The 14,597-nt window shown below is 60.9% G+C and carries 12 protein-coding genes; 5 read left to right on the top strand and 7 right to left on the bottom strand.

What is annotated here, in order from left to right; translation table 11 throughout:
* Positions 1–3: 3 nt before the first annotated feature.
* The gene (locus PMI25_RS14010) at positions 4–963 is read right to left on the bottom strand and encodes an AAA family ATPase (RefSeq protein WP_003218556.1); all 960 of its coding nucleotides are present in this window, start codon (positions 961–963) and stop codon (positions 4–6) included.
* Between the two features lie 280 nt (positions 964–1,243).
* Positions 1,244–1,597, bottom strand: coding sequence for a hypothetical protein (locus tag PMI25_RS14005; protein ID WP_007968580.1), 354 nt, complete (start codon positions 1,595–1,597; stop codon positions 1,244–1,246).
* A 504-nt stretch (positions 1,598–2,101) separates the two neighbouring features.
* On the opposite strand from PMI25_RS14005, the gene PMI25_RS14000 reads away from it, so the two are divergent.
* A complete protein-coding gene (locus PMI25_RS14000) occupies positions 2,102–6,997 on the top strand; it encodes an NAD-glutamate dehydrogenase (protein WP_007968578.1) in 4,896 nt (1,631 codons plus the stop codon).
* A gap of 165 nt (positions 6,998–7,162) precedes the next feature.
* On the opposite strand, the gene PMI25_RS13995 is transcribed toward PMI25_RS14000, so the two are convergent.
* The 4 genes from PMI25_RS13995 to pdxR form a co-directional block, all read right to left on the bottom strand.
* Positions 7,163–7,876: a hypothetical protein gene (locus PMI25_RS13995; RefSeq protein ID WP_007968575.1), complete on the bottom strand. Its 714-nt coding sequence runs from the start codon at positions 7,874–7,876 to the stop codon at positions 7,163–7,165.
* A gap of 240 nt (positions 7,877–8,116) precedes the next feature.
* Positions 8,117–8,518 carry a cupin domain-containing protein gene (locus tag PMI25_RS13990; protein ID WP_007968573.1) on the bottom strand — a complete coding sequence of 134 codons (402 nt, stop codon included), beginning with the start codon at positions 8,516–8,518 and terminating at the stop codon, positions 8,117–8,119.
* Between the two features lie 197 nt (positions 8,519–8,715).
* A complete protein-coding gene (locus tag PMI25_RS13985; protein WP_007968572.1) occupies positions 8,716–9,009 on the bottom strand; it encodes a putative quinol monooxygenase in 294 nt (97 codons plus the stop codon).
* Between the two features lie 123 nt (positions 9,010–9,132).
* Positions 9,133–10,566 carry a MocR-like pyridoxine biosynthesis transcription factor PdxR gene (gene pdxR, locus PMI25_RS13980; protein WP_007968570.1) on the bottom strand — a complete coding sequence of 478 codons (1,434 nt, stop codon included), beginning with the start codon at positions 10,564–10,566 and terminating at the stop codon, positions 9,133–9,135.
* A gap of 310 nt (positions 10,567–10,876) precedes the next feature.
* Between pdxR and PMI25_RS13975 the strand changes: the two genes are divergently transcribed.
* Positions 10,877–11,317: a carboxymuconolactone decarboxylase family protein gene (locus tag PMI25_RS13975; RefSeq protein WP_007968568.1), complete on the top strand. Its 441-nt coding sequence runs from the start codon at positions 10,877–10,879 to the stop codon at positions 11,315–11,317.
* Between the two features lie 217 nt (positions 11,318–11,534).
* On the opposite strand, the gene PMI25_RS13970 is transcribed toward PMI25_RS13975, so the two are convergent.
* A complete protein-coding gene (locus PMI25_RS13970; protein ID WP_007968566.1) occupies positions 11,535–11,879 on the bottom strand; it encodes a hypothetical protein in 345 nt (114 codons plus the stop codon).
* Between the two features lie 207 nt (positions 11,880–12,086).
* On the opposite strand from PMI25_RS13970, the gene PMI25_RS13965 reads away from it, so the two are divergent.
* The 3 genes from PMI25_RS13965 to PMI25_RS13955 are packed head-to-tail and all read left to right on the top strand — an operon-like array spanning position 12,087 to position 14,270.
* On the top strand, positions 12,087–12,752 hold the full coding sequence (locus tag PMI25_RS13965) for a secretin and TonB N-terminal domain-containing protein (RefSeq protein ID WP_045122060.1): 666 nt from the start codon (positions 12,087–12,089) through the stop codon (positions 12,750–12,752).
* The gene (locus PMI25_RS13960; protein ID WP_007968562.1) at positions 12,749–13,300 is read left to right on the top strand and encodes an RNA polymerase sigma factor; all 552 of its coding nucleotides are present in this window, start codon (positions 12,749–12,751) and stop codon (positions 13,298–13,300) included. Before PMI25_RS13965 ends, PMI25_RS13960 begins: the two co-directional genes overlap by 4 nt.
* 31 nt (positions 13,301–13,331) lie before the next feature.
* Positions 13,332–14,270, top strand: a complete 939-nt coding sequence (locus tag PMI25_RS13955) for a FecR family protein (protein WP_007968560.1) — start codon at positions 13,332–13,334, stop codon at positions 14,268–14,270.
* Positions 14,271–14,597 lie beyond the last annotated feature (327 nt).

The raw sequence follows: 14,597 nt of genomic DNA, 5'->3' as shown, positions 1-14,597 counted from the left end.
GGGTCAAGCGACAGCTACGACGTCGAGAATCCGCTGCACCACCCGATCCTGATCGATGCCGGCGGCTTCGGCTTCAAACGACAGAATGATGCGGTGACGCAACACGTCGAACAGCACCGCCTGAATGTCTTCCGGGCTGACGAAGTCGCGCCCGGCCAGCCACGCGTGGGCACGGGCGCAGCGGTCGAGGGCGATCGAGCCACGTGGACTGGCGCCATAGGCGATCCACTCGGCCATCTCCGGGTCGAACTTGGCCGGGGTGCGCGTGGCCATGACCAGTTGCACCAGGTATTCCTCCACGGCGTCGGCCATGTACAGACCGAGGATTTCCTTGCGTGCGGCGAAGATCGCCTGCTGGCTGACCCGGCGTTCAGGCTTGGTTTCGCCGTTGAGCGCTTCGCCCCGGGCCTGCTGGAGGATCCGGCGTTCGACGGCGGCATCCGGGAAGCCGATTTTAACGTGCATCAGAAAGCGGTCGAGCTGCGCTTCGGGCAGCGGGTAGGTGCCTTCCTGCTCGATCGGGTTCTGCGTGGCCATCACCAGAAACAGCGGCGACAGTTCGTAGGTGCTGCGGCCGACGCTGACCTGGCGCTCGGCCATGGCTTCGAGCAGCGCCGATTGCACCTTGGCCGGCGCGCGGTTGATTTCGTCCGCCAGCACCAGGTTGTGGAAGATCGGCCCTTGCTGGAATACGAAACTGCCGGTTTCCGGGCGATAGATCTCGGTGCCGGTGATGTCGGCCGGCAGCAGGTCCGGGGTGAACTGGATGCGATGGAACTGGGCTTCGATGCCCTCGGCGAGTTCTTTGATCGCTTTGGTCTTGGCCAGACCCGGAGCGCCCTCGACCAGCATATGGCCGTCGGCGAGCAGGGCGATGAGCAAGCGCTCGATGAGTTTTTCCTGGCCGAGAATCTGCGTTGAAAGAAAGGTTCGCAGCGCCAGCAGCGCTTCACGATGTTCCATCGGTGACTGTTCCTGGAAAGGGTGGCCCCAGGCGTTCGGATAACGCCGGGGCTGGGGGCGTTACTTTAATCCATCGAGGGGGGTGGCGACTAACGGCATTTTGCGCAAAGTGCGGGAAATGACCGGGGGATTTGTTGGAATTTTGTAGGACGCAGGAGGTGCAGTGTTCTTTCGGACGCCTTCGCGAGCAAGCTCGCTCCCACAGTGACCGCGTTCTGTCAGGAAAATACTGTTCATTGTGGGAGCGAGCTTGCTCGCGAAGGCGCCAGTTCAGACAAGATCAAATCTGGCTAATGTAGGTGCCAGTCCCGTCCAGAATATTCTTCAGGGTCTCCTCAACCTCATCCAGATCCACCATATCCGGGTTGAAGGTAATCTCCAGCACATCATCCCCATTCAGCGCATCGGCATCCGCCGCCGCAATTTCAATCTTCAGCAGCGTCTTGCTCAGGGTGACTTTCACGCCATCCAGCGTCGAAGGCTCGCCATCCAGGGTGATCTCCAGCTCATCCTCATCGGGATAGCGGCTCATCAGAAACATATCGCCCTTGTCGCTATGGCAGCAGAGCATGGCCATGTTGTCTTCTTCGTCGTCGCACGGGTTGACGATCAGTAGGGCGGTGGTCATTTGCATCGGGAATTCCTGCCTCGGCGGGCGTGTTGGTCGCAATTGGGCGCGATTCTGCCAGCCCTCGGGAATTTCTGCATGTGAGAGTGTCAGAGGATGTGTCGTGAACGCGACACAGATCAATGGTCACTTCTGGCACAGATGTACCGTAAATACGGGCATTCGAGCCGCCGTTCTGCGCCATAAATGCTAGTGTTTACCGTTGCCAAAGCCTTGGTTTACGTGCCAATGACCGAATATGTCGCAGCACCGCAAGCAGACACATTGTCGCACCCATTAAGCTGCGCAACGGATGAGCACCCGTAAAGACATTGTCGGCAGCCCCGACAGTCGTTTTTGCAGATGCCCATTCAATGGAAGGTGAATGTGACCTGAGTGTCTCGTCCAGCTTCACCCACCTGTCACCCTGTTTCCTCTGCCCGAGAATCAGGAACAGGGCGACACAAGCCCCGCAAGGGGTGTTGCACGCGACGCTTTCCATCAATAACAAGCTTAAGCGGAGTACCACAGATGGCGTTCTTCACCGCAGCCAGCAAAGCCGACTTCCAGCACCAACTGCAAGCGGCACTGGCGCAGCACATCAGTGAACAGGCACTGCCACAAGTGGCGCTGTTCGCTGAACAATTCTTCGGCATCATTTCCCTGGACGAGCTGACCCAACGTCGCCTCTCCGACCTCGCTGGCTGTACTCTTTCCGCGTGGCGCCTGCTTGAGCGCTTCGATCACGCGCAACCGCAAGTGCGCGTCTACAACCCTGATTACGAGCGTCATGGCTGGCAGTCGACCCACACCGCGGTCGAAGTCCTGCACCACGACCTGCCATTTCTGGTCGACTCGGTCCGCACCGAGCTGAACCGTCGCGGCTACAGCATCCACACCCTGCAGACCACCGTGCTCAGCGTACGTCGTGGCAGCAAGGGCGAGCTGCTGGAAATCCTGCCCAAGGGCAGCACCGGCGAAGGCGTTCTGCACGAATCGCTGATGTACCTGGAAATCGACCGCTGCGCCAACGCGGCCGAACTGAATGTGCTGAGCAAAGAGCTGGAGCAGGTGCTCGGTGAAGTGCGCGTCGCGGTCGCTGATTTCGAGCCGATGAAGGCCAAGGTGCAGGAGATCCTCACCAAGCTCGATAACAGCGCATTCGCCGTCGATGCCGATGAAAAGACCGAAATCAAGAGCTTCCTGGAATGGCTGGTGGGCAACCACTTCACCTTCCTCGGCTACGAAGAGTTCACTGTTGTCGATCAGGCCGATGGCGGCCATATCGAATACGACCAGAATTCCTTCCTTGGCCTGACCAAACTGCTGCGCACCGGTCTGACCAACGAAGACCGTCACATCGAAGATTACGCGGTGAACTACCTGCGCGAACCGACCCTGTTGTCGTTCGCCAAGGCTGCGCACCCGAGCCGCGTACACCGTCCGGCCTACCCGGATTACGTGTCGATCCGTGAAATCGACGCCGACGGCAACGTCATCAAGGAACACCGCTTCATGGGCCTGTACACCTCCTCGGTGTATGGCGAGAGCGTGCGGGTCATTCCGTTCATCCGTCGCAAGGTCGAAGAAATCGAACGCCGCTCCGGCTTCCAGTCCAAGGCTCACCTGGGCAAGGAACTGGCGCAGGTCCTCGAAGTGCTGCCGCGTGACGACCTGTTCCAGACCCCGGTCGACGAACTGTTCAGCACCGTGATGTCGATCGTGCAGATCCAGGAACGCAACAAGATCCGCGTGTTCCTGCGCAAAGACCCGTACGGTCGTTTCTGCTACTGCCTGGCCTACGTGCCGCGCGACATCTATTCCACCGAAGTGCGCCAGAAGATCCAGCAAGTTCTGATGGAGCGTCTGAAGGCCACCGACTGCGAGTTCTGGACCTTCTTCTCCGAGTCCGTGCTGGCTCGCGTACAGCTGATCCTGCGTGTCGATCCGAAGAACCGCCTCGACATCGACCCGTTGCTGCTGGAAAAAGAAGTGGTACAGGCTTGCCGCAGCTGGCAGGACGACTACGCCGCCCTGACCGTCGAAAGCTTCGGCGAAGCCCACGGCACCAACGTGCTGGCAGACTTCCCGAAAGGCTTCCCGGCGGGTTACCGCGAGCGTTTCGCGGCGCATTCGGCCGTGGTCGACATGCAGCACCTGCTGAGCCTGAACGAAAAAAATCCGCTGGTGATGAGTTTCTATCAGCCGCTGGGCCAGGTTTCCGGCCAACGCGAGCTGCATTGCAAGCTGTACCACGCCGACACCCCGCTGGCGCTGTCCGACGTCTTGCCGATTCTGGAAAACCTCGGCCTGCGCGTGCTGGGTGAGTTCCCGTACCGTCTGCGTCACACCAATGGCCGCGAGTTCTGGATCCACGACTTCGCGTTCACTGCCGCCGAAGGTCTGGACCTCGACATCCAGCAGCTCAACGACACCCTGCAGGATGCGTTCGTCCACATCGTCCGTGGCGACGCCGAGAACGATGCGTTCAACCGTCTGGTGCTGACCGCCGGTCTGCCATGGCGCGACGTGGCGCTGCTGCGTGCTTACGCCCGTTACCTGAAGCAGATCCGTCTGGGCTTCGACCTGGGTTACATCGCCAGCACCCTGAACAACCACACCGACATCGCTCGCGAGCTGACCCGGTTGTTCAAGACCCGTTTCTACCTGGCGCGCAAGCTGGGCAGCGATGATCTGGAAGACAAGCAACAGCGTCTGGAACAGGCGATTCTGACCGCACTGGACGACGTTCAGGTGCTCAACGAAGACCGCATCCTGCGTCGTTATCTGGACCTGATCAAAGCCACCCTGCGTACCAACTTCTATCAGACTGATGCCAACGGCCAGAACAAGTCGTACTTCAGCTTCAAGTTCAACCCGCACGCGATCCCTGAGCTGCCGAAGCCGGTACCGAAGTTCGAAATCTTCGTTTACTCGCCACGTGTCGAAGGCGTGCACCTGCGCTTCGGCAACGTTGCGCGCGGTGGTCTGCGCTGGTCCGACCGTGAAGAAGACTTCCGTACCGAAGTCCTCGGCCTGGTAAAAGCCCAGCAAGTGAAGAACTCGGTCATCGTGCCGGTGGGCGCGAAGGGCGGCTTCCTGCCGCGTCGCCTGCCACTGGGCGGCAGCCGTGACGAGATCGCGGCCGAGGGCATCGCCTGCTACCGCATCTTCATTTCCGGTCTGCTGGACATCACCGACAACCTGAAAGACGGCGCGCTGGTGCCGCCGGCCAACGTCGTGCGGCATGACGACGATGACCCGTACCTGGTGGTGGCCGCGGACAAGGGCACTGCGACCTTCTCCGACATCGCCAACGGCATCGCCATCGACTACGGCTTCTGGCTGGGCGACGCGTTCGCCTCCGGTGGTTCCGCCGGTTACGACCATAAGAAAATGGGCATCACCGCCAAGGGTGCGTGGGTCGGCGTACAGCGCCACTTCCGCGAGCGCGGCATCAATGTCCAGGAAGACAGCATCACCGTGGTCGGCGTCGGTGACATGGCCGGTGACGTATTCGGTAACGGCCTGTTGATGTCCGACAAGCTGCAACTGGTTGCCGCGTTCAACCACATGCACATCTTCATCGATCCGAACCCGAACCCGGCCACCAGCTTCGTCGAGCGTCAGCGCATGTTCGACCTGCCGCGTTCGGCCTGGACCGACTACGACACCAGCATCATGTCCGAAGGCGGCGGCATCTTCTCGCGCAGCGCGAAGAGCATCGCCATCTCGCCGCAGATGAAAGAACGCTTCGACATCAAGGCCGACAAGCTGACCCCGACCGAACTGCTGAACGCCTTGCTCAAGGCACCGGTGGATCTGCTGTGGAACGGCGGTATCGGTACTTACGTGAAAGCCAGCACCGAAAGCCATGCCGACGTGGGCGACAAGGCCAACGATGCACTGCGCGTGAACGGCAACGAGCTGCGCTGCAAAGTCGTGGGCGAGGGCGGTAACCTCGGCATGACCCAGCTGGGTCGTGTGGAATTCGGCCTCAATGGCGGCGGTTCCAACACCGACTTCATCGACAACGCCGGTGGCGTGGACTGCTCCGACCACGAAGTGAACATCAAGATCCTGCTGAACGAAGTGGTTCAGGCCGGCGACATGACCGACAAGCAACGCAACCAGTTGCTGGCGAGCATGACCGACGAAGTCGGTGGTCTGGTGCTGGGCAACAACTACAAGCAGACTCAGGCTCTGTCCCTGGCGGCGCGTCGTGCCTACGAGCGCATTGCCGAGTACAAGCGTCTGATGAGCGATCTGGAAGGCCGTGGCAAGCTGGACCGTGCCATCGAGTTCCTGCCGACCGAAGAGCAGATCAACGAGCGCGTTGCGGCAGGCCATGGCCTGACCCGCCCCGAGCTGTCGGTGCTGATCTCGTACAGCAAGATCGACCTCAAGGAACAGCTGCTGAACTCGCTGGTGCCGGACGACGACTACCTGACCCGCGACATGGAAACGGCGTTCCCGCCGACCCTGGTCAGCAAGTTCTCCGAAGCCATGCGTCGTCACCGTCTGAAGCGCGAGATCGTCAGCACCCAGATCGCCAACGATCTGGTCAACCACATGGGCATCACCTTCGTTCAGCGACTCAAAGAGTCGACCGGCATGAGCCCGGCGAACGTGGCTGGCGCCTACGTGATCGTGCGTGACATCTTCCACCTCCCGCACTGGTTCCGTCAGATCGAAGCGCTGGACTATCAGGTCTCCGCTGACGTGCAACTGGAGCTGATGGACGAGCTGATGCGTCTGGGCCGCCGTGCCACACGCTGGTTCCTGCGTGCCCGTCGCAACGAGCAGAACGCTGCCCGTGATGTGGCGCACTTCGGTCCGCACCTCAAGGAGCTGGGTCTGAAGCTGGACGAACTGCTGAGCGGCGAAATCCGTGAAAACTGGCAGGCGCGTTATCAGGCTTACGTCGCGGCCGGTGTGCCGGAGTTGCTGGCACGTATGGTGGCGGGTACCTCGCACCTGTACACCCTGCTGCCGATCATTGAAGCGTCCGACGTCACTGGCCAGGATCCGGCCGAAGTGGCCAAGGCCTACTTCGCCGTCGGCAGTGCGCTGGACATCACCTGGTACCTGCAACAGATCAGCGCGCTGCCGGTTGAAAACAACTGGCAGGCCCTGGCCCGTGAAGCGTTCCGCGACGATGTGGACTGGCAGCAACGTGCGATCACCATCTCCGTCCTGCAACAGGGCGACGGCACGCTGGACGTGGAAGCACGCCTGGCGCTGTGGATGGCACAGCACGAAAGCATGATCGAGCGCTGGCGCGCCATGCTGGTGGAAATCCGTGCTGCGAGCGGCACTGACTACGCCATGTATGCCGTTGCCAACCGTGAGCTGCTGGACCTCGCGTTGAGCGGGCAAGCGGTGGTGCCTGCGACTGCTGCAAATGCCGAGCTTGAACTGGCCTGAGTAGTGGTTGAATGAGAAAGCCCCGGTGTCGTGAGATGCCGGGGCTTTTTTATATCTGTGGGTTTTGTGTTGCCTGGTCTGGCCCCTTCGCGAGCAAGCTCGCTCCCACATTTGAAATGCATTCCCCCTGTGGGAGCGAGCTTGCTCGCGAAGAGGCCCTCTGGATCAATACAAGCCAGGTGCTTGTTTATTATCAAGCATCGACACTTTATCTGTCGGTCTGGTCAATAAATTGTTGAGCGACTGATCAAACTTCTGCAACGCCCGAACTTGCACATCCTGCTGCTGATTAATATCAGCGACGATCTCGTCCGAACCTTTGAAGTCCGCCCACACCGGCGTCAGTTCTTTGGCCTCCGAACCTTTCGCCGTACCGATGTAGTTCAACTTCGCATCATAGAAGTCCGCACTCACATCAGCCTTGATGTCGGAGCTGCGCGAGGTGATCAACTGGCTGTGGGTGTCAACGATCGCCACCACATAGGGGTGCGCCGCGCGCAGGCTCTGCATGTCCGGATAGACCGTGACCGAGCCGAATTGCCGTTGCAGCGAGGCCTTGACCCAGTCCACCGCCATGTCCGGTTTCGAGGTGTTGACGTAGGCGTCGTGGATCGGCTGCACCAGCAGGCTCTGGCCGAAACCGGTGCCGGCGTTGGCCTGATAGTCACGCAGGTATTCACGGTTGGTCTGGGTACTCGGGCTGTAGACCACGCCCAGTGACACGCCGGGACCGCTTTGCACCTGGGCGGCGCTGCTACGGCCGACCGGTTGGGTGAACAGGGTATCGAGGGACGAAACCGCTTTCGGCGCGGTGGGTACTGAACAGGCGGACAAAGCTAACACCGATATCGCCAAGGTACTGGCAAAGGCAAGTTTCATGGTGAGTCTCCCGTGAAGCAACTTCAGTCGGAAAGTCAGAGTTGTCGCGCTGTGGATCGAGAGCGCACGACAGTTAATTCAGACTAACCCCGCCAAGCTGTAAACAAGCTGACAATTTTTCGAGTTAGGGCAATGCATTAGTTTTATTGGCTTTAAGGCAAATCGGTTAATTGCCTCGGGAAATAAAAAGGCGCGAAACATGGTTTTGCGCCTTTTTATTTATGGCTGTGCAAACATCCATCAGTTTTTCAAGGGGATCAATACTTGCTCGTCCGGGGCCAATACCATGAACACCAGCAACTTCGCCGGTTTGGTGTTGCTGGCGTTTTTCGACACCAGATGCTCGGAGCCGGCCGGTTCGTACCAGAACTGGCCTTTCTTGTAAGTGATCGCCTGTTCGCCCTTGACCTGGGAAATCACTTCGCCTTCGAGCACGTAGGCCATGGCGGTGCCGTCGTGTTTATGGGCGATGGAGGACTGGCCGGGTTTGTAGTCGACTTCGATCATCATGGCTTTCTTGCCGGGGGCGTTTTTCAGCATCTGGTCTTGCAGGACGGTGACTTTTTCCGATGGGTCGTGGGCCAGGACGGCGGCAGACATGGACAGGGCGAGAACGGCGGTGAAGAGGTGCAGGGCTTTCATGGCGGATCACCAGTTGGGGAGGGGTGGTGACCACAGTAGTCTGCGGGGCGGGGTATTCAAACGGCCAATATTCGGGAAGATCGGGTGACCAATCAGTCGTTCGGCGGTGCAGCTGAATACGCCTTCGCGAGCAAGCTCGCTCCCACAGTTGAACGCATTCCAAATGTGGGAGCGAGCTTGCTCGCGAAGGCGTCCGGTCAGACGATGGGGAAACTATTGAAATCCACACTATTGGCCAAACGGCTATCGATCAGGTCAATAAACCCCTGCGCCTCGGGCCGGTTGAAATGCGCCTGCATCGCCGCTTCCGACTGCCAGCGTGCGCTCACCGTCCAGTGGTGGTTGTCGTCCGGGCAGCGGTCGACCAGATAGGAATCGCAACCCGGTGTCTGGCGCAAGGTGTCGACGATCTTCTGCAACTGCCGGCCGAGCTCTTCCGAACGCCCGGCGGCGGCGCGCACCTCGACGGTATTGATCACTTGGTTGGACATTGCTCACACTCCTGAATCAGGCCGGACGAATCCTGCTCATTGAGGGATAACGCCCATGCAGAATAGGCCTGCACCTGCTGATCACCAATAACCAATCGGCGGTTAATCGCCCAGACCAATCATTCACGCCACTTGTTGCAGAATGTCGCGCAGGCGATCCAGAGCGGTGTCGATGTCCAGCGTCTCGATGGCGCCGAAGCCGAAGTACAGGCCGTTACTCGCCGGTTGCTGGTGATAGAACCCATTGATCGAATACAGCCCGACCTCGACCTTTTTCGCCAGCTCGATCACCAGCGGCAGATCCACCGGTACCTTGCAGAACACCGCCATGTGAAAGCCCGCACTGGCCGGCACCGCATCGAGCCACGGCGAGAGATCACCGGCCATGCGCGCCAGAATCCGTTCGCGGCGCTGGGCGTAAATCCCGTGGCAACGGCGGATGTGTTTGAGCAAACAACCCTCGGCGATGAACTTGGCCAGCGCCCACTGTGGCAGGGTTGAGGCGTGCAGGTCGGTGAGTTGTTTGGCGCGGATCACCGCTTCGAGAATCGCCGGCGGCAGAATCGCGTAACCCAGGCGCAACTCCGGCAGCAAGGTCTTGGAGAAGGTGCCGACGTAGGCCACGATGCCGCGCTGATCAAGGCTGAACAGAGAGTCCGTAGGCCGGCCTTCGTAGCGGAACTCGCTGTCATAGTCGTCCTCGATGATGATCGCGCCCAGCTCATACGCCCGGGCCAGCAAAGCCTCGCGGCGCGCCTGGCTCATCGGCATGCCCAGCGGAAACTGGTGCGACGGGGTGACGTAAATCATCCGCGTGCCCTCGGGAATCTGCTCGACCACAATGCCTTCGGCATCCACCGGCACGCCGACCACCTCGGCGCCGTGGGTGCCAAATAGCAGACGGGCCGGCGGATAACCCGGGTCTTCCATCGCCACCCGGCTGCCAGGGCTGATCAGCACGCGGGTGATCAGGTCCAGCGCCTGTTGCGCGCCGTTGCACACCACGATGTCTTCGTCCTGACAGTTGATCCCGCGCGAGAACGCAATGTGCCGGGCAATCGCGTTGCGCAGCGCCGGCAGGCCCTCGGGCACGCTGTAGAAACCTTTGGACCCGGCCATCTGGCGCATCGCGTGCGACACGCAGCGGCGCCAGTCGTCATGCGGGAACTGGCCCTTGCTGGTGGCGCCGCCGATGAAGTCGTAGCGCAACGAACCTTCCAGCGTCGGGTGGCGCAAAAACACCGGCAGATTGCGCCAGCGCTCGATCACCTCGGCGCTGGCCAGTTCGGTGTGGCTCTGCTTGCGCTGAATCTGCGCCGGGCGGGCGTTGACGTACGTGCCTTTGCCGATCACCCCGGTGAGAAAGTTTTCGTAAGTCAGCTGCGCGTAGGTGTCGGAAATGGTCTTGCGCGAGATCCCCAGTTGCTCGGCCAGCAGTCGACTGGGCGGCAACTGTGTACCGGCGGCCAGACGCCCGGACTCGATTGCGCCGCGCAGCTGCTGGTACAACTGACCGGCGAGGTCCTTGCGGCCATTGATCACGACGTGAAGTTCCATACCGACGCGGCTCCGGGGGGCGATTGAGGTGTCGGCCAGATTACCGCTGTTGCGTGATGGGCAGTAGTTGCGCAGCACAAAAACCCGAAATTGGCCTAGACCCCCTGTGGGAGCGAGCTTGCTCGCGAATGCGGTGGGTGAGTCAACACTTTAGTAGCTGACACGACGCCTTCGCGAGCAAGCTCGCTCCCACAGGTTCTATGTGTATCTGTTGGGCAGTGGTGTAGCGATATTCCGTGGAATTGGGGCTGTAACGCCGACAGCTCTGCGCTTACCGTGAACTCATCATTCCGCTTCCCGAGACCTGCCCATGTCCCCGCGTCTGGACTACTACAACGCCTCACCCAAGGCGATGAAAGCCATGATCGCCATGGAAGCGCTGACCCGCGACCTGAGTATCGAGGCTCCACTGTTGCAACTGATCAGGATCCGCGCCTCGCAGCTCAACGGCTGCGCGTTCTGCACCGACATGCACTCGGTGGACGCGCGGCGGGCCGGGGAGAGTGATCGGCGGTTGTATGCGATTGCGGTGTGGCGCGACAGCGGGTTTTTCAATCCGCGTGAACGGGCGGCGTTGGCCTGGGCTGAGGCGGTGACGCTGTTGGCTGAGAGTCATGTGCCGGATGATGTTTACCAGATGGCCCGCGAGCAATTCAATGAAGGCGAAATGGTCGACCTGACCATGGCCGTGACCACCATCAACAGCTGGAATCGCCTCGCAGTAAGCTTCCGCCAGACCCCCAGCGACTGAAATGCATACCCTGTGATTGAGGTATTCCTTGTGGTGAGGGGATTCATCCCCGATGGCCTGCGCAGCAGGCCCAAAACTATCCGACGCGGGTCCGTCAGATAAACCGAGTCAGCGGGATTGACGACTGCTGCGCAGCCGATCGGGGATAAATCCCCTCGCCACAGGTGTGTTTCCCCTTCCTCTAGGTGTGTGAGTTTCTTAGCCTCAGGTGTTTTATTCATTTATTGGTTAATGGGGATGTTCCGTTATTGGCGGGTGGGCGTTGTGGTTTGACTGACGTCCCGAACGTATTCCCCATCCGCGTACTGGTTGCCGCCGGCGTTGCGAGGCCAACCTGATTCGGTGGCCGCTTGTTCACCGGCACATTCAGCGCTTCCTGATTCTTCTGCGCAGCCGCAGCGCCCTCGGGATTGTTACCCATCTGCTGACTCAGACAATCATAATTCGGCGCCTTGTAGCCACCCACCGTCACCTCCACACAGCCCAGTGGCTGTTCGGCGTGGGCGCTGGCGAAAGCGCTCAGCAGCAGCCCGCCGAGGGCGATTTTCCACAGTGATTTCATGCAAGCCTCCTGGCCGGCCCGAAGCGGCCGTTCTCTGATTGCAGTCTAGTGCAAGCCTCGCGCGAATCCCGTGATGGTTTTTTTGCACCGCCCGTCACACCAGATTCATAAACAGCCATCAGGATGACGGTTTTCAGGGGTACGTGAGCCGTGCAGCGAGGCAGTTCCAGGGACGGTCTTCAGCGTTCAGCGACTCTCGTGCGCCGGGTGAGTCTGGGGCTGCTGCTTGGCTGGTTCAGCGGTGCGGCGACAGCTGAACCCGCGCCCGCCGACTTGCGCATGACGCTGCACATTCCGGCGCAGGACCTGGCCCGGGCGCTGGATCAGTACAGCCATGCCACCGGGGTGGCGGTGCTGGTCGACAGTCAGTTGAGTCGTGGCCGGCGCTCGTTGGCAGTCGATGGCGAATACACCGCTGCCGACGCCTTGCGCCGTTTGCTCGGCGGCAGCGGCCTGATGGCGCGTTATGCCCGCGACGACGCGTTCACCTTGCAGGTGGCGCAGGTCGAGGACGTGCCCTCGGCCCTGGACAAAACCACCCCGGCCAGCGCCGCCGTCAGTCGCAGTTACGCCACGGCGGTGCAAGCGGCGATCGAGCGCAACCTGTGCCGTTCGCCACTGACTCGTCCGGGCAGTTATCGCGCGGTGTTGCAGGTCTGGGTCGGGCGCGACGGCGTGGTGCAGCACAACCGGTTGGTCACTTCGACCGGTGATGAACGGCGCGATACCGCGCTGGTGGAGAGCTTTCGCAATCTCAGGATCGACCGGCCGACGCCCAGCGCGTTGCGTCAGCCGGTCACGTTGCTGTTGTTACCGGAGTCGTCAGGGAAACGCATGGAATGCACCAAATGGGAAGGAGTTTCCGGGGGATGAAAAACACCGGACAAGGTTCGATGGTCCAGCTGTTCCTGACGTCCTACGAGGACTTTCGGGTGCGCTTGCGCAGGCGTCTCGGCTCGGAAGACCTGGCCAACGACGTGCTGCACGAAACCTACCTGCGGGTCGACCGCATGGAAACGCCGCCGAACCTGCTGCGGCCCAATGCCTACCTCTATCGCATGGCCCTGAACATCGCCGCCGACCGCCGTCAGGCCGATGCGCGCCTGCTCACCGGTGAGGAAGTCGAAGAGCTGCTGCAAGTCGGCGACGAGGCGCTGGACCCGGCGCGAGTGGTCGGTGGGCAAAAGGAAATCCAGTCGCTGCTCAGCGCCCTCTATGAGCTGCCCGCGCGGCGTCGCAGAATCTTCATCGCAGCGCGGCTGGAAGAGGCGCCGCACCTGGAAATCTCCCAGCGCTTCGGCATCTCCACACGCATGGTCGAGAAGGAAATCAAAGCTGCATTGGGCTTCTGCGCGGCGAAACTGGAAAGAAAAGTGTTTCAGCGGTTCGGTCGCGGGGCCGGAAAACCGTCTTCTGAATAGTGCCCGATCATTTCGTTGAGAACCTGCGCGTTTGAACATCTTTCGACTGACACCTGCCGAGCCCTCGGCAGCCGACAATCTGCACAGCGAAGCCCACGACTGGTTGGTCCTGCTGACCTCCGGCCGCGCCACCGTGTCCGACGCCCGGGCGTTGCGCCAGTGGTGCGCGCAGAGCGCCGAACATGCTCAGGCTTTCGAGCAGGCCAAGGTGTTGTGGCACAACCTGCAGCCTGCCGCTGAAATGCTGCAGTCGCCTCGGCGCTTCGGTCGCCGTGCGTTTCTCGGTGGTGCGATTGCTGCGTCGGCTGCGTTCCTGCTGGTGCGCGGGACGATCCCCGGTGGCTTCGAAGGGCTCGGCGCCGACTACATCACCGAAGTCGGCCAGCAGAAGCGTTTCGAACCGGCTGACGGCGTGCGCCTGGAACTCAACACCCAGACCCGTATCAACCAGCGCGCTGGCGATGATGGCGTGCAGGGATTCGAACTGGTCAGCGGCGAAGTCGAAGTGCAAACCGCACGGTTGCCATTGGCGATGCAGGCCGGAGGAGGGTGGTTGCGGGCCAGTCAGGCGCGGTTCAACCTGCGTAACACCGATCAGCAAGTATGCGTGACTTGCCTTGATGGTTCGGTGGACGTCAATGTCGATGGTCGCAGCCTGCGTTTGCAGCCGGGTGAGCAATTGACCTACGACGCGCAGCAAGTGGGCGCAGTGCAAAGCGTCGACACAGCCGCAGTGATGAACTGGCGCCAACAAGTGCTGGTGTTCAACGGCGCAACCCTCAGCCAGATGATCGACGAGATCAACCGCTACCGCCCCGGCATGCTGCTGTTGCTCAACCGCGAACTCGGCCAACGCCGCGTCCAGGCCCGCTTCAGCCTCGACCAACTCGCCGGCGTCGCCCTGCTGATCCGCGACGCCTACGGCGTCAAATGCACCGAACTGCCCGGCGGCGTCGTCGTCCTCAGCTAACCCAACCCCACCACCCCCTGTGGGAGCGAGCTTGCTCGCGAAGGCGGCCTTCCAGCCAACTCATCTCTCTCAGACTGCATACCATCCACTTGTAGGAGTGAGCCCGCTCGCGATGACGGCCCGACAGCCGACCAATATCTACCGGCTTGTGGCAGCTGACCTACCAGCGATGACAGCTCACAAACCAACCATTCCCCAACTGACCAAACCCAATCCAACTGTGGGAGCGGGCTTGCTCGCGAAGGCGTCCACTCAGCCAAATCATCATCAACTGACCCACCGCATTCGCGAGCAAGCCCGCTCCCACAGGGTTTTGCGGCGATGCTG

The organism is Pseudomonas sp. GM30 (genome assembly GCF_000282275.2).
In the GTDB taxonomy this organism is placed as follows: Bacteria; Pseudomonadota; Gammaproteobacteria; order Pseudomonadales; family Pseudomonadaceae; genus Aquipseudomonas.
Note: the sequence above shows the minus strand (reverse complement) of the source record. Positions and strands in the feature narration are given on the sequence as shown.